We start from the raw sequence: 21,856 nt of genomic DNA on the forward strand, positions 1-21,856 counted from the left end.
CACTAAAGTTCAACCCAACCTACATTTTTTCTTTCATCAGAGTCATAAAAGAGCGCTAATGACCAATGACCAATGACTAATAGATGTGTGATTCAATTTGACTTAAGGGCACAAAACACTCTTGAGGTAAAAGAACTGGTTGGTTAGTAAAAATAACCTTACCTCGATGATTAACACGATTAATTGCTACACCGGAAGGTTGCCCAGCGATTTCGGGATGGACTTCACAGTGAGTATAGTATATCTGCCCAGCAGCTCTAATTACAGCAGGATCAATCAAAGGCGATTGGTTCTTTGGGGCGGTGAAATTTACTTGTCCTTGTCGTAATGCGTACACTATCGACTGTTATTTGATTGCTAGATTTCCCTTTAGTCTACCCGAAACTTATGGCAAAGGTTGCCAAGTTGCCCAAGTTGCTCTACAAACTTATTTTTGTTCAATAGCCTTAATGAGTGAGTCTCCCATCGCGCGGCAACCCAGGAGGTTTTTTCCTGGAGAAATTATATCCCCTGTGCGATCGCCTTGCTCTAAAACTTGCAATACGGCTTGTTCGATATTATCTGCTGCTTTTGGTTGATCTAAAGCGTAGCGTAGCATCATCGCTGCACTCAAAACCTGTGCTAGAGGATTTGCCTTATCAAGTCCGGCAATATCTGGGGCGGAACCATGAACGGGTTCAAACACACCAGGCCCAGAAGCGCCCAAACTACCTGAGGGTAACATCCCAATACTACCCGTGAGCATGGCAGCCGCATCAGAAAGAATATCGCCAAACAAATTGCCTGTAACAATGGTGTCGAACTGCTTGGGAGCGCGTACTAACTGCATAGCAGCATTATCTACATATAAATGAGAGAGTTCGATATCTGGATATTCTTGTGAAAGTTGGGTGATGCGATCGCGCCACAGCTGAGATACTTCTAATACATTGGCCTTATCCACCGAACAAAGTTTCCCACCGCGTTTTCTAGCCGCCTCAAAGGCCACGCGCCCAATGCGTTCAATTTCTGATTCGGTGTAAACCATCGTATTTACACCGCGTTTCTCACCTGTTTCTGTAGCAAAAATGCCTTTGGGTTTACCGAAGTAAATTCCACCAGTGAGTTCGCGCACCACCATAATATCCACGCCTTCGACAACTTCGCGTTTTAAAGTCGAGGCATCGATTAGCTGGGGCAAAATTTTCGCTGGGCGCAAATTGGCAAATAATCCCAAACCTGCACGTAGCCCTAACAAACCTGCTTCTGGGCGTAAATTAGATGGCAGAGAATCCCACTTATAACCACCAATGGCAGCGAGTAATACAGCATCACTGTTACGGCAAGTCTCTAGAGTGTCTGATGGTAAGGGTTCGCCTGTAGCGTCAATTGCTGCACCACCAATGAGGGCTTCTTGGAATTCAAACTTCAGATCAAATTGCTTCCCTACGACTTTCAGCACATCTACCGCCACTGCCATAATTTCAGGGCCAATGCCATCGCCGGGAAGTAGAGTAATGCGGTAGTTCTGGGTCATAGCTGATGATTGCTGGGTAAATGCTTACAGATCAAATATCATACCGAGCAAGTGTACCAATGGAGTTGTTAATTTATTTTTGAGTCAGGAAAGTAATCTGGCAAATATTTCGATAGTCAGCAAGTATGAGAGCTTCTCGCAAAAACTCAGCTTAATCTAAAAATTAAAAAAAACTATCTATAGGAATTTTTCGTTGAATTTAGTTGTATGTTTTTATGTTAATAAACGCAAACACCAAAATAGTTTATGAATTTTAATCAAATAGGTCAAGTTGCCCTTCAGCTGTTAACTCTGTTTGGACTTAAAGTTTTAGGCGCAATTCTTATATGGCTGATTGCTCAACGATTGATTGATTTTGCATTGAAGCTAGTACGACGTGCTTTCCGAAGCCAACAAGTTGACCCGACACTGATTAACTATCTTCTGAATATCATTAGTGTTACGCTGAAAATTGTTCTAATTGTCGCAATTCTCGGCTTCTTTGGAGTTGAAACAACTTCCTTTGCTGCATTGTTAGCAGCAGTCGGCATTGCAATTGGTGCAGCATGGGGGGGACTATTAGCAAACTTTGCCGCCGGCGCATTTTTAATTGTTTTTCGACCTTTCAAAGTTGGTGATTTTATCACAGCCGGAGGTGTCACAGGCACTGTTACAGAACTGGGACTGTTTACAACTGGTATTAATACACCTGATAACGTTTTGACGATTGTTGCCAATAATAAAATCTTTGCTGATAATATCCAGAATTATTCCGCCAATCCTTACCGTCGGGTTGATTTGGTGGCTCAAATCCATCATGATGTGAGACATAATGAAGCGATCGCACTTTTGAAAGCGAAAATTAGCCAAATTCCTAATGTCCTCCAAAATCCAGCACCAGATGTAGAAATTCAGAATTTCAACTTTGCAGGGCCTGTACTAGCAGTTCGTCCTTATTGCAATAATGACCACTACTGGCAGGTTTACTTCGACACTAATAAAGCTATCCGGGAAACCTTTAGCGAAGCTGGATATCCAGTTCCCGAATACCGTTATGCAGTTAGCGGTTCATCTGCTCATGGAATTAATAACGTCATCCCACCACTATCCGAAATAACTTGATACCAGAGCAAAAAGTCAAGGTTGCATTTGCAAAGATTTCTTAAACAGCAGAATAAGAATTAATAAGTAGTTAAGGTTTATGCCTTACCTACTTTTTTATGTCGCTAATTTCCTGAGAGTCAGTTTCAATTTCTGAAACCAGCCTGACAGAAGTTGTAGAAAGAGGTTACGTTAAGTGTTAATCACAAGCCGCACCCCAGCAGCGATGGTAAAAGAATTAGCAATTTGCACCCGTGGACTAACTAAGCAATTTGACCGGCACGTTGCTGTCAATGATGTGGATTTAGAAATCCAGGCGGGGGAAGTATATGGACTGATTGGGCCGAATGGCGCGGGTAAAACAACTCTCATCCGCATGTTGGCAACTGCTGAGGAGCCAACTACAGGTGAGATTTATATTAATGGCGATCGCCTACTCCGTGACAAGAGTAACCCCAAACTTAAGCGTCGTCTAGGCTACTTACCCGATGACTACCCGTTATATGAGGATTTGACAGTCTGGGATTACCTAGATTATTTTGCGCGTCTTTATCGTTTGCGAGAACCACGTCGCACTCAACGTCTACATGAAGTTTTAGAACTTATTCAACTGGGAAATAAACGCAATAGCCAGATTTCTACTCTGTCACGGGGAATGAAACAGCGCTTAAGTTTAGCGCGAACCATTATCCACGAACCGATTTTACTACTACTAGATGAGCCTGTTTCTGGGCTTGACCCCATCGCCAGGATGCACTTCCGCGAAATCATCAAGGCTTTGCAAGAAGCTGGAATGACTGTAATAATTTCCTCCCATGTACTCAGTGATTTAGCGGAACTGTGTACATCTGTGGGAATTATGGAACTTGGCTTCTTGGTAGAAAGTACCTCATTACAACAACTTTACCAACGTCTTTCGCACCAACAAATTGTGATATCAACTTTGGGGAACCTAGAGGCACTTTTAAGGGAATTGAAACATCATCATTTAGTAGAAGAGTGGGAGGTGATATCAGGAAAAAACAGTGTGCGGGTGAATTTTTCGGGTAAAGAAGAAGATAGCGCTGAGTTGTTGCGATCGCTCATCAAAGCAGATATTCCTCTGACTGATTTTCACTGCATACAAGAAGACTTAGAAAGTATTTTTCTAAAATTAGGTCACAAACAAGCATCTTAATTTGTCAATAAATATCACTCCCCATTTTTGGAGATTTTTGTGCTATGATGCCCAATTTAATAGACAAAATCGGTGATTGGAATCCGCAACTATTGCGGGAACTTAAAGGACGACTGAAATTTTTTAATGTTGCGATCGCAGTTGCAACATCCTTACTACTGCAACTGGTAGTTTTTTTATATCAATTCCGCGACTTTCCTGGTGATAAATATCCGCTAACCAGCACATACTGTAGTTTACGTCAAGTCTATGAACAGCAACAAAAACAGGTTTACCAGCAATCAAATCAATCTAAAATTACTGATTTCAATAATTTTCTCTCAAAGAACTTTTGCTCTGCAAACGAAATTGATTGGCAGTTGTGGTGGCGAGATCATTGGGAATACATATTCCTCTCTCTGAGTGTAATTTTTGTATTTACACTACTAGTTGCAGGAACTTATTTGCTAATCAACGATTTAGCCAAAGAAGAAAGTCGTGGCACATTGAATTTTATCCGTCTCAGCCCCCAATCAGAAACTAGTATATTAACTGGTAAATTACTAGGAGTTCCGAGTTTAGTTTATCTCGTCATCTTAGTTGCAGTTCCTTTACATCTGTTGGCTGGACGTTCTGCCAAAATTGCCTTTAGTTACATTTTGAGTTACTACGCCATTCTTGCTGCTAGCTGTATTTTCTTCTACAGTGCTGCACTACTATTTGGCTTAGTTACTCGTTGGTTTAGCGGTTTCCAGCCTTGGTTAGGTAGTGGCGCAGTTTTGCTTTTATTGTTCATAGTAATGGGGTTTGCATCGTCTTCTAACCACAGTTTAAATAATTCAACTGCTTGGTTAAGACTTTTCGCTCCTTGGGATACAATAAATTATCTGTTTCCTAACTTGTTACGTGTATACAATGGTTCTCCTGTGAAAAACGTAGAGTTTTTCTATATCCCATTAGGGAAAAATGTTGTTAGTGTTGTTGGTTTCCATTTATTGAACTTGGGATTGGGCAGTTACGGAATATTACAAGCTCTGAAACGTAGCTTCCGTAATCCTCAAGCCTCAATCATCACTAAGAGACAAAGTTATTTATTCGTAGCTTTTTGTCAGGTGATGATGTGGGGATTTAGCTTACAATATTGGCGAAATTATTCCAGATTTAATGAATATGTTGCACAAAATTTAGTTTTTCTGGCACTATACAACTTGGTGTTGCTTCTCAGTTTAATTGCTGTGCTTTCTCCTCATCGTCAAGATGTACAAGATTGGGCAAGATATCGACATCAGGACGTTTCTAGTCACAAGAGTGTTTGGCAGGATCTAATTTGGGCGGAAAAAAGCCCTGCACTTGTAGCGATCGCTATTAATCTGACAATTGTTACTATCCCTTGGCTAGTCTGGATTGCACTTACATCTGTTTTTGATACAGAGTATAGTGACAATTTTGACAAATTGAAAGTACTTTTAGCTGTAGCTTTGTCTATCAGCATCATCATGATTTACGCTACCATTGCCCAATTGATACTTTTGCTGAAAACTCCCAAACGTTCTTTCTGGGCAATAGGTACTATAGGTACGGTAACGTTCTTACCACCGATTATTCTAGAACTTCTCGGCATCTCCTCATGGAATCATCCTACTGTATGGCTGTTTTCAACTTTCCCTTGGGCAGCAATCCAATATTCTGGGGCGACTACAATTTTTATGGCATTTCTCGCTCAGTTAAGTGTTTTAGCGTTGTTGAATTTCCAGTTGACAAAGCAGGTGAGATTAGCAGGTGAATCTGCTACCAAAGCATTGTTAGCAGGACGCTAGTACCGCTTCGCGTAATTCGTAATTACCGTTGCGTAGGGATTTTAGACATTTCAAATGGTCTGTTTATTTCTGCCGTGCTGTACTAGTTAAGTAGTTATCCATTAGAACCCCGATTTCTCACAGAAGTCGGGGTTTTTGCATCTGACAATTCAGGTCATGTAGAAAAGCTAACGATTAACCTAACCCCCTAACCTCCTTCCCGACGCGGGAAGGAGGGTGGTCTCATACAAAGAAAGAATAAATACATCAATACCTTCGCCAAATCGAAAAATGTCTCGATTCGTAGGTTGGGTTGAGGAACGAAACCCAACATTGTCAAGGCTTTGTTGGGTTTCGCTGTCGCTCAACCCAACCTACTATAGCCTTCTAGGAGAGAGAAATAGAAGAGAGGTTTTCCAGATCCCGTGAAAAGTCAGGTTCTTTCATTAAGTTAAACTTTTAATTAGCACGAGTATAGTAATAACCTGATAATCATGCTAAATCTGCCGACTCAAGACCTACGCCATACAGCCATCCAGTTTTTAGAACAAAGTTCTCTACAGCGTCTACAAATTCTTAAGCAACTAGGAATTGCTCGTTATGAGTTTTTAACTAAGATCCGCCTAAATGAAGCAAATATCATCTGTATGATGCGGTTTTTTAAATATCCAAGTCAGCTAAAATTTCCCAATCTCATAGGAGCAGATTTATCTGGCTTAATTTTAGATAATGTCAACTTCATTCGAGGAAATTTGTCTGGAGCAAATCTGCAAGGTAGTAGTTTAGTTAATGCAGACCTCTTATTTGCAAATTTAATGAAAGCCGATTTGAGAAATGCAGATTTGCGGGGTGCAACTTTGGATGAGACTATTTGGTTGGAGACTCTAGTAGATAAGTGTCACCTTGGCATAGGTACTGGTCTAACTCAGCTACAACGTCAAGATTTACAACTGCGCGGAGCTAGATTTAGCTCTTGATAAAACGGTAATTGAAGAAGAATTCAGTAATCAGAATTTAGTAGTCAGAAAAAGCAAGTGGTGAATTCAGCACTGCCACTAATCAAATACCACACTTGCGCCTTGTTGCAGCGATCGCCAAATTTTCTTGTTGTGTGAGAGACTTAAACCCATATAAGCATTCCGTCAATCGTATAGCGTTCAATTCTGAATTCTTTTTGTTAAAACACAAAAAATTATAAGATTATTGGATTGAGATTGATCTGGATAAGTTAATGAATATTAAGTTACCTCAAAAATTAATGTTGCTGGGTTCAGGAGAACTCGGTAAGGAATTTGCGATCGCTGCTCAACGTCTTGGTAATTATGTGATTGCCGTTGACCGCTACGCCAATGCTCCCGCTATGCAAGTTGCTGATGCATCTGAAGTGATTTCTATGCTCAGTGCTGATGATTTAGAAGCTGTAGTGACAAAACATCAGCCAGATATTATTATACCAGAAATTGAAGCCATCAGAACAGAAAAACTGCTCGAATTTGAGCAGCGAGGAATTACAGTTATACCGACTGCGGCTGCAACTAACTATACAATGAACCGCGATAGAATTAGGGAACTGGCGCATCAACAATTGGGGATCAGAACGGCTAAATATGGCTATGCAACAACCTTAGAAGAATTGATTACAATTTCTGATGAAATTGGGTTTAGTAATGTTGTTAAACCTGTGATGTCATCCTCTGGTAAAGGTCAGTCTGTAGTGCAGGATGAGGGTGAAGTTGAGAAAGCATGGAATTATGCGATCGCTAATTCTAGAGGAGACAGTCAAAAGGTCATCGTAGAAGAATTTATTAACTTTGAAATCGAGATAACATTACTAACAATTAAACAGTGGAATGCACCGACTATTTTCTGTTCTCCTATTGGTCATCGTCAAGAACGAGGAGATTATCAAGAATCGTGGCAACCCGCACTAATTTCTGAAGATAAGATATTAAAATCCCAAGAAATAGCTATAAAAGTTACTGATGCTTTAGGAGGAGCCGGAATTTTTGGCGTTGAATTTTTCATTACTAAAGATGAAGTGATTTTTTCCGAACTTTCTCCCAGACCGCATGATACGGGAATGGTGACATTAATATCACAAAATCTCAATGAATTTGAACTACATCTTAGAGCAATTTTAGGCTTGCCAATTCCTCATATAGAGCAGCTAGGAGCATCAGCTAGTGCGGTAATTTTAGCTTCAGAAAAATCTGATTCTATTGGTTTTACAGGTGTAGCCAATGCTTTATCAGAAAAAGATGTCGATATTAAATTATTTGGTAAACCTAATGCTCATCCATATCGACGAATGGGAGTAGCTTTAGCAAAGGGTCTGAATATCCAAGAGGCTAGGGAAAAAGCTACTAAAGCCGCAAGTAAAATCACAATTATTTAATCATAAGCTGATGAGTGCCTAAATAAAAAGTGATGCCCTGTCTCCAAAGCTAGTTCCGACGCAATAACAAATGACCAATGACCAATGACAAATGACAAATGACAAATGACAAATGACTAAGGACTATAATATATGCGAATTGCTCGTAACATTACAGAAATTGTTGGTCGTACACCCCTAGTGAAGTTGAACCGCATTCCTCAAACAGAAGGATGTGTTGCAGAAATTGTGGTGAAACTGGAAAGTATGAACCCATCGGCATCAGTCAAAGACCGGATTGGGGTGAGTATGATTAACGCCGCCGAAGAGGAGGGACTGATTACTCCTGAGAAGACAATATTGGTAGAACCCACTTCTGGAAATACAGGAATTGCCCTAGCAATGGCAGCAGCAGCTAAGGGTTATCGATTAATTTTGACAATGCCAGAGACCATGAGTGGGGAGCGTCGGGCAATGTTGCGGGCTTATGGAGCAGAACTGGAACTCACGCCAGGTATGGAAGGCATGAGTGGGGCAATTAGACGATCGCAGCAAATAGTTAATAGTACGCCAAATACCTATATGTTGCAGCAGTTCCGCAATCCAGCGAATTCAAAAGTGCATCGGGAAACTACAGCTATTGAAATCTGGGAAGATACTGATGGACAAGTAGATATAGTTGTGGCGGGGGTGGGCACTGGTGGTACGATCACTGGTGTAGCAGAAGTAATTAAAGCACGCAAACCTAGTTCTAAAGCGATCGCTGTTGAACCAGCCAATAGCCCAGTTTTATCTGGAGGACAGCCAGGGCCACACAAAATCCAAGGCATTGGCGCTGGGTTTATTCCCCAAGTTCTCAAGATAAAATTGATAGATGAAGTTATTACCATCACCGATGAAGAAGCGATCGCTTATAGTCGGCGTTTGGCAAAAGAAGAAGGGCTACTATCTGGTATTTCCAGTGGAGCCGCTTTATGTGCAGCAATTCGCGTTGCTCAACGTGAAGAAAACAAAGGGCGTTTAATTGTGATGATTCAGCCCAGCTTTGGCGAGAGGTATTTGAGTACACCGTTGTTCCAAGACCTGGACGCAAGGTTGCCCGCCAGCGTTAGTTAACGATACATTGAATTAATGGTCAATTCTAAGGACGTTTCTAACCATTACGAAACTCTCAAAGTTAGTCCAAGTGCAAGCCTTGCGGAGATTAAGCAAGCTTATCGCCGCTTGGTTAAGTTGTTTCATCCTGACAGTAATCAGGATACAGCCGATCGCGAGCGGATTATTCTCATCAATGCAGCTTATGAAGTCTTACGTGACAACCATAATCGCCGCAATTACGATCGACAACTGCAAGATCACTCTCAAAAATTAAATAGCGATCGCCAACAGCGTACAGCATCAGCACAAAAGCATTACCAGACAAAACGAAAAACAGGACGAGAAGTTGACGAGCAAGTTGAAGAATGGCTGCGCCGAGTTTATCAACCAGTCAATCGCCTGCTTTGTACCATTCTTTATTCGTTAGAAGAACAAATGGAGCAATTAGCCGCCGATCCTTTTGATGATGAGTTGTTAGATGAATTTCAGGAATACTTAAAAACCTGTCGAGATGACCTCAAGCAGGCACAAATTACTTTTCGCTCCCTGCCAAATCCCCCTAGTCTAGCAAGAACGGCGGCTCACCTCTACTACAGCCTCGATCAAGTAGCAGATGGACTCGATGAATTAGGTTATTTTCCTTTGAACTACGATGAGCGTTATTTACACACAGGACAAGAACTATTCCGCATAGCTACGGGATTACACTGTGAAGCACAAGCATCTGTTACGTAGTTATTGGTCATTTGTCATTGGTCATTTGTCATTGGTAATTGGTCAAATAACAAATGACTACTGACAAAGAAATTAGTTTATGCTGTAAACAGAAAAAGATTAAGAAATTTTAAATTCTGCTCATAGTGTACTCATGCAATGTATTGTGAATCGCCGCGCCCAGTTTTCGGCAAGTCATCGCTATTGGTTGCCAGAACTGAGTGAAGCCGAGAATATTGAAAAATTTGGTGCTTGCTCTAAATTTCCTGGACACGGACATAACTATGTCTTATTTATCTCCCTAGCCGGGGAATTGGATGAATATGGCATGGTGCTGAACTTGTCTGATGTCAAACACGTAATCAAACGAGAAGTTACCAGTCAATTGGATTTCTCTTATATCAACGATGCGTGGACAGAATTTCAACAAACTCTACCCACCACTGAGAATATTGCCCGGATTATCTGGCAGAGGTTAGCACCGCATTTGCCTTTAGTCCGTGTGCAGTTATTTGAACATCCTGAACTTTGGGCAGATTATATGGGAAACGCAATGGAAGCATACCTCACGATCAGTACTCACTTTAGCGCCGCCCATCGGCTAGCTCATCCCGATCTCAGTAACGAAGAAAACACTGAGATTTATGGGAAGTGCGCCCGTCCCCACGGTCACGGACATAACTATCATCTAGAAGTCACTGTCAAAGGGGAAATTGACCCACGCACCGGCATGATTGTCGATTTAGGGGGTTTGAATCAAGTGATAGAAGATTATGTGGTTGAACCATTCGATCACACTTTTTTAAATAAAGACATTCCTTACTTTGCCGAAATTGTGCCCACTGCTGAGAATATCGCACTTTACATTAGTAATTTATTGCGATCGCCAATTCAAGAGTTGGGAGCTAAACTTCACAAAGTGAAACTGATTGAAAGTCCCAATAACTCCTGCGAAATCTACTGCACTGAGTCTGAATCAAATTCAATCAGCGCAATCGGTAATCAGCCAGTATTAGCAAGTGTTTAGGTAATTGAAAATCTAGGCATAGAACATTTTTAATAATTCGTAATTCGTAATACTTCGGCTACGCTCAGTACAAGTTCGTAATTCGTAATTATTAAAATTAGTTCTTTCAAAGTGACTCTTAAAATTTATTTTATTCTCTTTGCTTCTCTGCGGTTTAAAAGTGCTTTACTTAACCGCAGAGGCACAGAGAACACAGAGTCAAGAGGATAATTGAAAAGAATCCAAGCCTAAAAAAGTTTACTAACTAAACAGTTGAAGCCAGGTAGCAAGGGACTTGTTAATTCATCTTGATTAAATAAAGTAGCTGCTAACTTTAATGCAGCCTGCTCACGACGATAAATTTCAACTTTCTTTTGTATAGAATCACAAATCCAATATTCTTGAACCCCTTGCACTGAGTAAAGCTTTAGCTTTGTTTCTCTGTCGCGTTTCTCGTTTTTTTCACCGGGTGACAGAACCTCTACTACTAACTCTGGTGCGCCCGTGAGGTGTCCAGCCTCATCTAGTAAGTATTTTAACCGTTCATGACTTGCCCACACCACATCAGGGATCACATTGTCAGAATCTGAGAAAATAATTCCAGGTGCGATCGCAGCTTTACCTAAATCAGTTTCTTCTGACCAATTGTTAAGAACTGTAACAATATTACCACAGCTTGATTGATGATCCCAACTAGGTGATTTAGTCACAAATAGTTCTCCATCAATAATCTCATAGCGATTTCTGCGATCGCCAGCGAATAACTCTAGGTCATTTGTCGTCCAACGCACTGGAGTTGTTTGCATAGAAACCCCCTAGCATTTTCTTAAATCATATTTTAAAAATACCGACGACGGGCGGAATGTCGCAAATAGCGATAAATGCCCCAAGCTAAAACTCCAAAAAAGAGATTTAGCAAAAATCGACTAAATATAAACCACAAAATATAACTGTCAAAAAGCTTTGACGGACTCAAAGGACTAATTTTATTGGCTAAGAGAAACAGCCCGAAAATAGCATTTCCACCCAGCACGAGGGCAAAAAGCACTAAACTCCTCTGCCAGTAACGGCGTTGGGGTGTACGTTCTGAAATCAGGGTAATTGCAGGTTTACCTTGCACTTTTCGCAGTAATTGTTCTAACCGCCAAAACATCCACAATAAAAACGGAAATAAACCATAACTAAGAAAACATAGCGCTAGTGAGTAACCGCAAGCACTAGATAGAATATTAACTAGGGCATGACAGATTACAGAATTCAGCCAAGCCCTAAAAATGAACTTTCTGTCTTGATGTAACCGATTTTGAGACGAAATATACATTCCCAAGGCATATCCCCAAGGTGCAGAGAACATGGCATGGACTGGCGTGCTGATAGTACGCCCAGGAATTGATGCTGTATCGTGAAAAAGATAAATCCAGTTCTCTTCGGCAGTGAATCCAAGGGCAACAGCTATGGTGAAGAGGAAAACGGTTGAGGGAAGTAATCGATACGTGCGTTGCAGATAGTAGGTTGGCACCACAACCCCTGCTAACTTGCAGCCTTCTTCAATTGAACCTACTTCCACAAGCTGCCGTAAGATTGCACCGGGGAGCGATCGCTTGATCCGTTCCCAGTCTACAACCCAATTGGCTATAGTTTCAAAATTCCATTCGAGTCTAAGGGCTAAAAGACCAGATATTGCCCCGATGCTAAAGAACATCAGTAACTTTAACAGAGGTGGGGCAAATGGGACTCGATAGTAGTAGTAGCCTAGCAGCAGCAACGGTGGTATTGCCGACCACAGGAGTAGAGAAAAATCAACCACTCACCTGAGCAATTACTGTGCGGTGACGGTGGGTATTGTTAGTAATAGTGGGAGTTTGGAAACCTGCCTCAATAACAGCTTGCTCAATATCCAAAGCAAAATATTCATCTAAATACGGTTCAGTACTTTTGAGCAACGTCAAAATGTAGGCTGGCATTTTCTGGTAAACTTCAGACTTGGGATTCATATCCATGATTGCCAAGTAGCCACCCGGACGCAGCACGCGCCGCATTTCAGCAAAAATTTGTCGGGTTGCTGACTGGGGTAATTCGTGGCACATCAGAAAAATTGAGACTAAATCGAACGAGGCATCTGGTAGCCCAGTAGATTCAGCTTGGGCATGAAGCCAGTTAATTTTAGCTTGGCGTTGTTGGGCGCGGTAATTGGCAACAGCTAAGAAGTAGGGAGATAAATCCAAGCCGATAATTTTAGCTTGAGAATAAACTGCTTGTAAGGCAAAAGTACTCAAGCCAACACTACACCCTACATCTAAGATATCTTGCGGCTCATTAGGGATTTGGCTTTTTAGAATATTGTGGTAACTTTGGCGCAGCATGGGATCGCCTTGCGCTTCTTCAGCGCCTTCCAAAACCTTAGCGTGGACAGCGTAAGCAGCAGGTTCTACTTCAAAAGCGGCTTGCCAACTGAGATTTCCGGTTTCGTAGGCATGGAATGAGGTGACGTAGTAATCGGGGTAGGAAAGCTGAGGATTTTCTATTTGAGTTAGATCGGTCTTCCAGTCACGCGCCTGTAGTGTTTTGACTTCTTGCGTCCAAGGTACGCCTATTTTCTCGGCACGTTTAATCATCATTTGACGGGCTTGATGTTTGGCGAGGTTGGCTAAAGGCTTGATTGCCAGTACGCCATTTACCAAGCGAGAAGCGAAGCCAGGAGTAGTTTTTACAGCAGCAGTCATAAATTAATTTGCGTTCACAGCTTTTTTACTTATGACATAATTGCTGGACGGCAGTCTAGAAATGAATTGAATTGTATAACGGCAGTCTGCCTGCTTTGGCTTGCCCCAAGAAACAAATATTATAGAAAGTTGACATTTGGAGAGCAGCAAAGTTCTGAGAAGATGTGAATTATGCTGGTTTACATTTTATATTTATCAGAGAATTTTATTCAAGACTGGTAAAATTTTGATACTTAGCGACATTTGTCTGAACAGAGATGGCAAAAAACTGAGTGCCATTTATCAAGAAAATTACAGTAAGTTCAGCTTATTGGAGTCAAATATGGCCAGACCAAGAAGAAGAGCAAGTGGCTTTTTGACATACTCCCCACCCTTGAAGGGTGGGGATTCTAGCCTCAAACAGCAATTGCAGGACTAGCCTGTCTGACATTGCCTAAGCTAACAGTTGATGAAGGGGAAAGGGGTAATTTTTAATTCTCCCCCTTGCTCCCTGCTCCCTTCCCCTCTGCCTCTTGTGCCCAATACCCTATTTTGCAGAAGGCTTGAGAGCTAACAACATCTCTAATTCACTAGTGGATTTATCGGGGCTATTAGCGGTAAAACCAAGACCACGAACGGAATTGAGGATGGTGATGGTATTGGGATCAGATGAAATTAAACTATTGACCAGGGGCACAGTTTTAGTTTTATCCATATCCAGGTAGAAATAGCCGCCGTTGGGCTTTTGCAAAGAACCAGTAACGGCTTTGAAAGCGTCGCTATTATCGAGAGATTGATTTTTGCGATCGCTCATCGCGTCAGCAATTGGGCCACCAAGAGCCACAAATACAGTATCTTGATCCAGCCATCCATGCGCCACTAAAGCTCCCTGGCTGGGGATTTGCCATTCAGTTACGTCTTTACCACTGATATTTCTATTGGCGATGTTGATTTGTTGGGCTTTCGCCAAAGTATCCAATTTTGTTAAGGTGGCTTCGGCAGTTTTGCGATCATTAGTGTGAAATACTAAAGCACCTCCAAAACCAACGCTGGCTAACACTCCTTGATTGGATGGAATAGCACCAAAGGCAAATTCCCCATTCATCCAGCCAAAAATATCCTTATCCAGGTCAATATTGGCAATTTTCACTTGTCCTCGCGCTTGTTCCAGAGTCTGCTTCATTTCTGGATAATCTTTTGACTGTTCTACTAAGGTTTCCCAGCCACGGCTGATGCCATTGCCGCTAATCAGAGCAAAGGTACTAGCAGGAAATTGCCCGACTATATTTCCCGGACTTGATTGATACTGGAATTTATTCAGCTGCGGATCTAAATTAGCGATCGCTTTTAACCGCACTCCCGCATCATCAACACCAACACCCGCCACCACAGATTTTATCTGCTTCAGTTGCGTCAAGGCTTGTGGAGGTAACTGCTTTGCCTGCTGACTTCCGCCTGCTAACTGCTGTACCATGCCTGCATAGTCTGGTACATAAATTTGGGCAAGGCTATTTTTAACATCCACTTTTTTGCTGAAAATGCTGCTTGCACCTTCTTTACTGGCAAAAGAAGACTGTCCCTTAAAGGTGTCAATTGCTTTTTCTACAGTTTGCTTTTCGGGAGCTAATACCAAGTGACTATTATTCAAAACTACGCTATATGTCGGCTTGCCATTTTCTGTAGTTTCGAGAATTTTTTGACCTTGGTAGTCAGATTCCTGGGATTTCACCCCTTTCTGTGACTTCAATTTGTTAGCAAAATTCAAGGCACTGAGTTTGTCTTTGATCCCCACCACTATTAGGATATTTGATTCCGGCTGGAAATTTGTTGGTACATTAGGTGCGCCAGACGGGACGTTTAACTGTGCTGGTTTCACAGAATTCGGTGGTAGTACAGCAATCATCACACCACCAACCCAAGGCTTTATGTCTTTTTCATAAGAAACGTTACCGTTACTGAACATTTGCTTATTGAAATCTTCCAGACCTTTTGCCACTAACTTTTGTGCCTCTGGAGTGCCAAATTGCTGTAACTTTGCCCAAGTTTGAGGGTCAGTAGTAATATAAGTTGCGACCAATGCTGTTGAAGGTACTAATTTAGCACTGCCAAGAGCGTCTGAGCTACCTCCTGATGGGCCTTTCAAATACATATAAGCCCCGATACTTCCTGCTACAACCAGAGCAGCACCAACAGCAGGAATGAAAAACTTTGATTTACTTTCGGGCATTTTGTTATCCTCTTTTGCTCAGATTGTCACCGAGATTTATACAAGTGTCATTGTAGAGTTTTCGGATTTATTAATAATTTCTGCTCATTGATCGGTATTTACTGATAAAATTAGTAGTCCTATAAGCTAGCAGTCTCAAATAATTACCCTAAAAAAGACTTTAAGGGAATGAGGAGCGAATCCGCAAATGATATGCTGTTCATCTCAAACAAAATAGCCTGCTCAACAGCAGCAAGTTATCCTAAGTTATAAGAACAATTAGGAGTATTTGTACTTAATGAGAATCTATCGAGGTGCAAGAGACACTTGACTCGATGACAAAAAAGTGCAAAACATCAGTAAAAGGAAATGCGGGAGGGATATGGAAAAAAGTCCCAGGATCGACAGTCGATCTTCGGAAATTTGGGTGAGATTAATTTCAATCCTCCAATCCCCATACTGTCCTATTGATTTGGGAAATACAGACACCGCTATTTTGCTTAATTACATCCAGCCAGACTTTTCAGGATTACAAGGTCAATAAGGATCAATGTCGAAGTCTTATTTTGATACAGATAATAACGGACACAAACCTTTTGAGTTACCGGGAGCAAGACCACACTACAATCCCGATCGCCCCGGACAGGTGGAGCATATTTTTCTCGATCTCAGCTTAGATATCCCGAAGCAAAGCTATCAGGGCAGTTGTAGCATTCGCCTCTTGCCAATCCGTAATGGCATTGACCGTTTGACTTTGGATGCTGTCAACCTGAATATCGAGTCTGTGCAGGTGGACAATGTGCCACAAAATTTTGACTACGACGGGGAACAGCTTTCTATCCAGCTTTCTGAGGCGACTCAGATTGATAAACGCTTGCTGATTGCGATCGCCTACTCGGTGGCAAAACCGCAACGCGGTATTTATTTTATCCAACCAGACAAGCACTATCCAAACAAGCCCACTCAAGTTTGGACTCAGGGAGAAGACGAGGACTCTCGCTTTTGGTTCCCCTGCTTTGACTACCCAGGACAATTGTCTACTTCAGAAATTCGCGTTCGTGTCCCCAACCCTCTAGTAGCGATTTCCAATGGCGAACTCATTGACACCACAGAAGACGGTGATTATAAAATCTACCATTGGTCACAGCAACAAGTTCATCCTACCTACTTGATGACTTTGGCAGTAGGTGACTTTGCCGAAATTCAGGATGAGTGGAAGGGTAAACCAGTCACCTACTACGCAGAAAAGGGACGCGAGGAAGATGCTAAACGCAGCATGGGCAAAACTCCCCGCATGATCGAATTTTTGAGCCAAAAGTATGGTTATCCATATCCTTTCCCGAAATATGCCCAGGTTTGTGTCGATGACTTCATCTTTGGCGGGATGGAAAACACCTCCACAACCTTATTAACAGATAGATGTTTGCTCGATGAACGCGCCGCTTTAGATAACCGCAACACCGAAAGTTTAGTCGTCCACGAACTCGCGCACCAGTGGTTTGGTGATTTGGTGGTGATTAAGCATTGGTCTCATGCTTGGATTAAGGAAGGAATGGCTTCCTATTCTGAGGTGATGTGGACAGAACAGGAATATAGTCTAGAAGAAGCAGCTTACTATCGTTTATTAGAAGCCCGTCGTTACATTAGTGAAGATAGCAGCCGCTACCGTCGCCCGATGGTAACACACGTTTACCGCGAAGCTATTGAACTTTACGATCGCCATATCTACGAAAAAGGGTCTTGTGTTTATCACATGATTCGCGCCCAATTGGGAGATGAATTATTTTGGCAAGCAATCCAAACATTTGTTCAAGATAATGCCCACAAAACTGTAGAAACCATAGATTTACTCAGGGCAATTGAAAAGGCTACCGGACATAATCTTTTGTTCCTCTTTGACCAATACGTTTATCGTGGTGGTCATCCCGATTTTAAGGTAGCTTACTCTTGGGATAGTGATGCTAAGTTGGCAAAAATTACGGTAACTCAAACCCAAGCTGCTGAAGATAAAAATGGCAGTAAGGATTTGTTTGATTTAAAAATACCTATTGGTTTTGGCTATACCCAACAAGAAGTGAAAAGTGAGGAGTTAGGAGTAGAGACGCGATTAATCGCGTCTGTACAAAAGTTAGGAGTTAAAAATAATTCGCAACTCAAAACTTTTGTAGTGCGGGTAAATGAACGAGAACAAAGCTTCTATTTTCCCCTAGAAAATAAGCCCCAATATATCAGCTTTGATGTTGAGAATAATTACCTAAAAACAGTAGCTTTAGAGTATCCAATAGCAGAGTTAAAAGCACAGTTAGAATCTGATCCCAACCCGATTTCGCGCATCTATGCAGCAGAAGCTTTGGCGAAAAAAGGCGGGTTAGAAGCGACAAAAGCACTATCTGCGGCGCTCAAAAATGACCCCTTGTGGGGTGTGCGGGTGGAAGTGGCGAAACAACTAGCCAAAATTAATTTAGACCAAGCTTTTGATGGCTTAGTTCTGGGATTAAAAGACAAAAATGCTTACGTGCGCCGATCTGTAGTGGAAGCACTTGCTGAAATCAAAACTGCTGAAAGCTATAAAGTTGTGAGAGGGTTGTTGCAAAAGGGCGATCCTAGCTACTACGTGGAAGCTGCCGCTTCTCGTGTGATTGGGGCGATCGCATCTGCGAACTTGGAAGAAAAACCCAAGGAAGACAAGGTATTAAAGCAACTCAAAGGCATTTTAGAAGAAAAGGCGGGTTGGAATGAAGTACTGCGGAGTGGTGCGATCGCTGGTTTAGCTGAATTCAAAACCTCGGAAGCAGCTTTAAATTTACTAATCGAATACACCAAACTCGGTGTACCACAACCTCTACGTTTAGCCACAATTCGCGCTTTAGGCAAGATTTCTGTAGGTCAAAGTCCGGCTAATTTGGAACGGATTTTAGAAAAATTAGCAGAACTAGCCAAAGAAACCTTCTTTTTAACCCAAGTGGCGGTAGCCGCAGCATTAGGACAAATGGAAACACCCAAAGCTGTAGGGATTTTGCGATCGCTAGCTGAACAAACAGCCGATGGACGTGTCCGTCGCAATGCTGAAGAAGAAATTTCCAAGGTGCAAAAGAATATCGGTTCAGAAAAAACCCTGCGTCAATTGCGTGAAGATTTCGACCAACTCAAGCAACAAAACCAAGAATTGAGAAGCCGTTTAGAAAATTTGGAGGCCAAATCTAAATAGCACCAGATGATAATTAAAAGTAACTAATTGGTAATTGGTAATTGTGGCAAAACCACTACCAATTACTAAAGTTTTACGGGAGCATCTCAATGAGTGTAAAAACACATCTCCGGGTTTCAAATTCCTAAGAGTCCGCGTAGGCGGACTTCGTTTGTGTAGCCGCGATTTCTAATCGCCTGGTATATATTTGCAAAGATGAGATGCTCTCAGTTTTACTTAACGCTGTAATTGTTATTATGGACATATCGAATATTTTATTTTCCACTTAAATCACAGGTATAAATAAACATACTACCAAGATCCCCGACTTCTGTGAGAATTCGGGGATCTTATGTTGTAAGCGGTTACTGAGTTCTCATCTCCTTCTTCAATTTGCATACGGATGCAAATTTTATATTTATATAAAGGATAGTTAAGAAAAGATAAAATCATCGGCAAGATGGATAAGTAGTTGTAGTTTTATAAAGTATAATTAAGAAAAAGATAAACAAATCTAGGAAGTAAATTAGCCTAAAACTGCCTCGAACAGTACCCCAGAAAGGCAGGGTTCGAGTTGTTTCAGATAAAAAACTACCGCTATCTTTTGCCTGCAACTAACTTGTGGGTTTAGTAGAGAAACAATCATTGTAAATTTTTCAGTTGAAGAGGCAAATAAAGGCGTGGGTCAGTATCAACCTACTCAGCTAAAACTCTATAATCCAGATGCGATCGCTCGCTATTATAGTTACCGTCCTTGGCTAGCCTGGGGGCGACTACTGAGAATTATCTCCTCTTTTGCAGTATTTATAGTCAGTCTCAAGTGGGACGAATGGCTAGACAAAGTTGAGCAGAACAAAGGGAAACGAGCTATCCAGTTGCGAGAACTGCTCACCCGCCTCGGCCCGACTTTTATTAAAGTTGGTCAAGCCCTCTCCACCAGACCCGACTTAATCCGTAAGGATTTTCTAGAAGAACTGATCAAGTTACAAGATCAGTTACCACCTTTCGATAATGCGATCGCTTACAAAATTATCGAAACCGAGCTAGATCGTCCAATTAACGAATGTTTTAGCGAACTCTCACCTCACCCAGTCGCAGCAGCTAGCTTGGGTCAAGTATACCGTGGTCGTCTGATCAGTGGCGAAGAAGTCGCCGTGAAGGTGCAACGCCCCAACTTACGCCCAACTCTTACCCGCGACCTCTATTTATTGCGTTGGGGGGCGAGTTGGGTAGCTCCTTGGTTGCCCTTAAATCTCGGTCACGACCTAACTTTAATCGTGGACGAGTTTGGCACGAAGCTATTTGAAGAAATCGACTATATAAATGAAGGCCGCAACGCCGAACACTTTGCTAGCAATTTCCGCAACGACCCACAAGTTAAAGTTCCAGGAATTTACTGGCGTTATACCAATACCCACGTTTTAACCCTGGAATGGATTAACGGCTTCAAGCTGACGGATACTAAAAGCATCCGCGAAGCAGGTTTAGACCCAGAAGCGATTATCCAAATTGGCGTGACTTCAGGATTGCAACAACTTCTGGAACACGGCTTCTTTCATGCTGACCCCCATCCCGGTAATTTATTTGCTGTACCCGATGGTCGGATGGCTTATATTGACTTTGGCATGATGGATCAGTTGGAGGAAAACACCAAAGAAACCCTAGTGGATGCGCTAGTGCATTTGGTGAATAAAGACTATACCGACTTAGCCGAAGACTTCGTAAAATTAGGATTTTTGACTCCAGACACGAATATTTGCCCGATAGTGCCAGCATTAGAAGCGGTGTTAGGAAACGCCATTGGCAAAAATGTCAAGGATTTTAACTTCAAAACTATTACCGATGAATTTTCGGAACTGATGTACGAATATCCTTTCCGAGTTCCGGCAAAGTTTGCTTTGATTATTCGTTCCTTGGTGACTCAAGAAGGTATTGCCCTGAGCCTCAACCCAGATTTCAAAATTGTGGAAGTGGGTTATCCCTACATAGCACGACGGTTGCTGACAGGGGAATCGCCCGAATTACGGCGGCGATTATTGAATGTGTTATTCAAAGATGGTAAATTTCAGTGGCAGCGTTTAGAAAATTTAATTGCGATCGCTCGAAGTGATAACAACTTTGATGTATTGCCCACAGCCCAGATGGGGTTCCAATTTTTAATGTCAGAAGAAGGCAAATTTCTGCGACGACAGCTGGTGCTGGCTCTCACCGAAGATGACCGCCTGCACACCGAAGATGTCCAACGCCTGTGGAACCTGGTTAAAGATGACTTAAAACCGGATCGTTTATTAAATGTAGCGATCGGTATTTTAACAAATTTATCTAGAGAAGGCGCGGCGGCTATTCTCCCAAAAGTTACATTACCTGTGCCTTTTACTGGAAACCAGTCAGCAATTAAAAATTAAAAACCTTTAATATAAATCAGGAGTTTTAATGTACTATTTCCCTTTGCAACCACCCTATTTCCTCTTACTTGTTGGCTTTTTGACAGCATTAACATCTGGTTTGGCATTATCTGGCACTTTGAAAGTAATTGTGCAGAACTGGCCAAACGAACGAGCAGAAAATACTAAACCACGTTCTTCCTTAAAACAATTACTTGTGCCATTTATCGGCATCACTGGCGGGACTTGTCTATTTCTGTCTTCAGGCTTAGAGATATTTGGCTTTCCCTCCACCTTGGCTTTAGGAGTCGGTCTACCAATTAGTCTGTTTACTTGTTTATTAGTTTGGTTGCAGTTGGGAAGTATGATGACCTTTATAGAACGCGAAGGGATGCAATCTTTAGATTTAGATTCTTTTTCTTAGATTGATAACAATATGTTTAAGTTATTATTAACTGAACTGTCTTGATACAAGAACAAACTTAAATGCTCACCAACTACGGTGAGCATTTATACTTTTGTATTAGGCTTTTTTCAAGGCTTTGTAGAGATGCAATTAATTTTGCATAGGATTTTAGTACTTAAACCTCATCTATGTTGAAACCTAGAGTTTTTTAAAAGATATATTTATGTAGGT

The 21,856-nt window shown here is 41.7% G+C and carries 17 protein-coding genes; 11 read left to right on the forward strand and 6 right to left on the reverse strand.

The annotated features are described in order from the left end of the window. Nucleotides 1–76 precede the first annotated feature (76 nt). Nucleotides 77–337 carry a hypothetical protein gene (locus HWQ36_RS14895; RefSeq protein WP_292704015.1) on the reverse strand — a complete coding sequence of 87 codons (261 nt, stop codon included), beginning with the start codon at nt 335–337 and terminating at the stop codon, nt 77–79. Between the two features lie 90 nt (nt 338–427). Continuing rightward, nucleotides 428–1,516 (reverse strand): 3-isopropylmalate dehydrogenase, encoded by a 1,089-nt coding sequence (leuB, locus tag HWQ36_RS14900; RefSeq protein WP_292704018.1) that lies wholly within the window; start codon nt 1,514–1,516, stop codon nt 428–430. Between the two features lie 246 nt (nt 1,517–1,762). On the opposite strand from leuB, the gene HWQ36_RS14905 reads away from it, so the two are divergent. The 8 genes from HWQ36_RS14905 to HWQ36_RS14940 all read left to right on the forward strand — a co-directional run bounded on the left by HWQ36_RS14905 (nt 1,763) and on the right by HWQ36_RS14940 (nt 10,761). Continuing rightward, entirely contained in the window at nt 1,763–2,617 is an 855-nt protein-coding gene (locus HWQ36_RS14905; protein WP_292704020.1) for a mechanosensitive ion channel family protein, read from the forward strand. Nucleotides 2,618–2,822: 205 nt separating this feature from the next. Continuing rightward, a complete protein-coding gene (locus HWQ36_RS14910; RefSeq protein ID WP_292704057.1) occupies nt 2,823–3,773 on the forward strand; it encodes an ABC transporter ATP-binding protein in 951 nt (316 codons plus the stop codon). Nucleotides 3,774–3,817: 44 nt separating this feature from the next. Next, on the forward strand, nt 3,818–5,569 hold the full coding sequence (locus HWQ36_RS14915; RefSeq protein WP_292704022.1) for an ABC transporter permease subunit: 1,752 nt from the start codon (nt 3,818–3,820) through the stop codon (nt 5,567–5,569). 473 nt (nt 5,570–6,042) lie between these two features. Continuing rightward, nucleotides 6,043–6,525, forward strand: a complete 483-nt coding sequence (locus HWQ36_RS14920) for a pentapeptide repeat-containing protein (RefSeq protein ID WP_292704025.1) — start codon at nt 6,043–6,045, stop codon at nt 6,523–6,525. A 254-nt stretch (nt 6,526–6,779) separates the two neighbouring features. Continuing rightward, a complete protein-coding gene (gene purT, locus HWQ36_RS14925) occupies nt 6,780–7,943 on the forward strand; it encodes a formate-dependent phosphoribosylglycinamide formyltransferase (protein WP_292704027.1) in 1,164 nt (387 codons plus the stop codon). A 132-nt stretch (nt 7,944–8,075) separates the two neighbouring features. Then, entirely contained in the window at nt 8,076–9,038 is a 963-nt protein-coding gene (cysK, locus tag HWQ36_RS14930; protein WP_292704030.1) for a cysteine synthase A, read from the forward strand. Nucleotides 9,039–9,053: 15 nt separating this feature from the next. Continuing rightward, a complete protein-coding gene (locus HWQ36_RS14935) occupies nt 9,054–9,755 on the forward strand; it encodes a J domain-containing protein (protein WP_292704032.1) in 702 nt (233 codons plus the stop codon). Nucleotides 9,756–9,888: 133 nt separating this feature from the next. Further along, nucleotides 9,889–10,761 (forward strand): 6-carboxytetrahydropterin synthase, encoded by an 873-nt coding sequence (locus HWQ36_RS14940; protein WP_292704035.1) that lies wholly within the window; start codon nt 9,889–9,891, stop codon nt 10,759–10,761. Nucleotides 10,762–10,988: 227 nt separating this feature from the next. On the opposite strand, the gene HWQ36_RS14945 is transcribed toward HWQ36_RS14940, so the two are convergent. From HWQ36_RS14945 to HWQ36_RS14960, 4 genes are all read right to left on the reverse strand, one after another. Further along, nucleotides 10,989–11,546, reverse strand: coding sequence for a Uma2 family endonuclease (locus tag HWQ36_RS14945; protein WP_292704038.1), 558 nt, complete (start codon nt 11,544–11,546; stop codon nt 10,989–10,991). Nucleotides 11,547–11,578: 32 nt separating this feature from the next. Continuing rightward, the gene (locus tag HWQ36_RS14950) at nt 11,579–12,547 is read right to left on the reverse strand and encodes a PrsW family intramembrane metalloprotease (RefSeq protein WP_292704041.1); all 969 of its coding nucleotides are present in this window, start codon (nt 12,545–12,547) and stop codon (nt 11,579–11,581) included. Beyond that, the gene (locus HWQ36_RS14955; protein ID WP_292704044.1) at nt 12,540–13,463 is read right to left on the reverse strand and encodes a class I SAM-dependent methyltransferase; all 924 of its coding nucleotides are present in this window, start codon (nt 13,461–13,463) and stop codon (nt 12,540–12,542) included. Before HWQ36_RS14955 ends, HWQ36_RS14950 begins: the two co-directional genes overlap by 8 nt. Nucleotides 13,464–13,989: 526 nt before the next feature. Then, the gene (locus HWQ36_RS14960; protein ID WP_292704048.1) at nt 13,990–15,669 is read right to left on the reverse strand and encodes a DUF3352 domain-containing protein; all 1,680 of its coding nucleotides are present in this window, start codon (nt 15,667–15,669) and stop codon (nt 13,990–13,992) included. Nucleotides 15,670–16,198: 529 nt separating this feature from the next. Here HWQ36_RS14960 and HWQ36_RS14965 point away from each other — a divergent pair. The 3 genes from HWQ36_RS14965 (at nt 16,199) to HWQ36_RS14975 (ending at nt 21,643) form a co-directional block, all read left to right on the forward strand. Further along, nucleotides 16,199–18,856 carry a M1 family metallopeptidase gene (locus HWQ36_RS14965; protein ID WP_292704050.1) on the forward strand — a complete coding sequence of 886 codons (2,658 nt, stop codon included), beginning with the start codon at nt 16,199–16,201 and terminating at the stop codon, nt 18,854–18,856. Nucleotides 18,857–19,515: 659 nt separating this feature from the next. Then, nucleotides 19,516–21,240, forward strand: coding sequence for an AarF/ABC1/UbiB kinase family protein (locus tag HWQ36_RS14970; RefSeq protein WP_292704052.1), 1,725 nt, complete (start codon nt 19,516–19,518; stop codon nt 21,238–21,240). 28 nt (nt 21,241–21,268) lie between these two features. Next, complete coding sequence (locus HWQ36_RS14975) at nt 21,269–21,643, forward strand: hypothetical protein (RefSeq protein WP_292704055.1); 375 nt, start codon at nt 21,269–21,271, stop codon at nt 21,641–21,643. Nucleotides 21,644–21,856 lie beyond the last annotated feature (213 nt).

It is taken from the genome of Nostoc sp. NMS2, from assembly GCF_017115105.1.
Taxonomy (GTDB): domain Bacteria; phylum Cyanobacteriota; class Cyanobacteriia; order Cyanobacteriales; family Nostocaceae; genus Nostoc.

What these genes read in the sequence shown, in the direction of transcription:
- leuB (WP_292704018.1), bottom strand. Translation starts at nt 1,516, where the DNA reads ATGACCCAGAACTACCGCATTACTCTACTTCCCGGCGATGGCATTGGC.
- HWQ36_RS14905 (WP_292704020.1), top strand. Translation starts at nt 1,763, where the DNA reads ATGAATTTTAATCAAATAGGTCAAGTTGCCCTTCAGCTGTTAACTCTG.
- HWQ36_RS14910 (WP_292704057.1), top strand. Translation starts at nt 2,823, where the DNA reads ATGGTAAAAGAATTAGCAATTTGCACCCGTGGACTAACTAAGCAATTT.
- HWQ36_RS14915 (WP_292704022.1), top strand. Translation starts at nt 3,818, where the DNA reads ATGATGCCCAATTTAATAGACAAAATCGGTGATTGGAATCCGCAACTA.
- HWQ36_RS14920 (WP_292704025.1), top strand. Translation starts at nt 6,043, where the DNA reads ATGCTAAATCTGCCGACTCAAGACCTACGCCATACAGCCATCCAGTTT.
- purT (WP_292704027.1), top strand. Translation starts at nt 6,780, where the DNA reads ATGAATATTAAGTTACCTCAAAAATTAATGTTGCTGGGTTCAGGAGAA.
- cysK (WP_292704030.1), top strand. Translation starts at nt 8,076, where the DNA reads ATGCGAATTGCTCGTAACATTACAGAAATTGTTGGTCGTACACCCCTA.
- HWQ36_RS14935 (WP_292704032.1), top strand. Translation starts at nt 9,054, where the DNA reads ATGGTCAATTCTAAGGACGTTTCTAACCATTACGAAACTCTCAAAGTT.
- HWQ36_RS14940 (WP_292704035.1), top strand. Translation starts at nt 9,889, where the DNA reads ATGCAATGTATTGTGAATCGCCGCGCCCAGTTTTCGGCAAGTCATCGC.
- HWQ36_RS14945 (WP_292704038.1), bottom strand. Translation starts at nt 11,546, where the DNA reads ATGCAAACAACTCCAGTGCGTTGGACGACAAATGACCTAGAGTTATTC.
- HWQ36_RS14955 (WP_292704044.1), bottom strand. Translation starts at nt 13,463, where the DNA reads ATGACTGCTGCTGTAAAAACTACTCCTGGCTTCGCTTCTCGCTTGGTA.
- HWQ36_RS14960 (WP_292704048.1), bottom strand. Translation starts at nt 15,669, where the DNA reads ATGCCCGAAAGTAAATCAAAGTTTTTCATTCCTGCTGTTGGTGCTGCT.
- HWQ36_RS14965 (WP_292704050.1), top strand. Translation starts at nt 16,199, where the DNA reads ATGTCGAAGTCTTATTTTGATACAGATAATAACGGACACAAACCTTTT.
- HWQ36_RS14975 (WP_292704055.1), top strand. Translation starts at nt 21,269, where the DNA reads ATGTACTATTTCCCTTTGCAACCACCCTATTTCCTCTTACTTGTTGGC.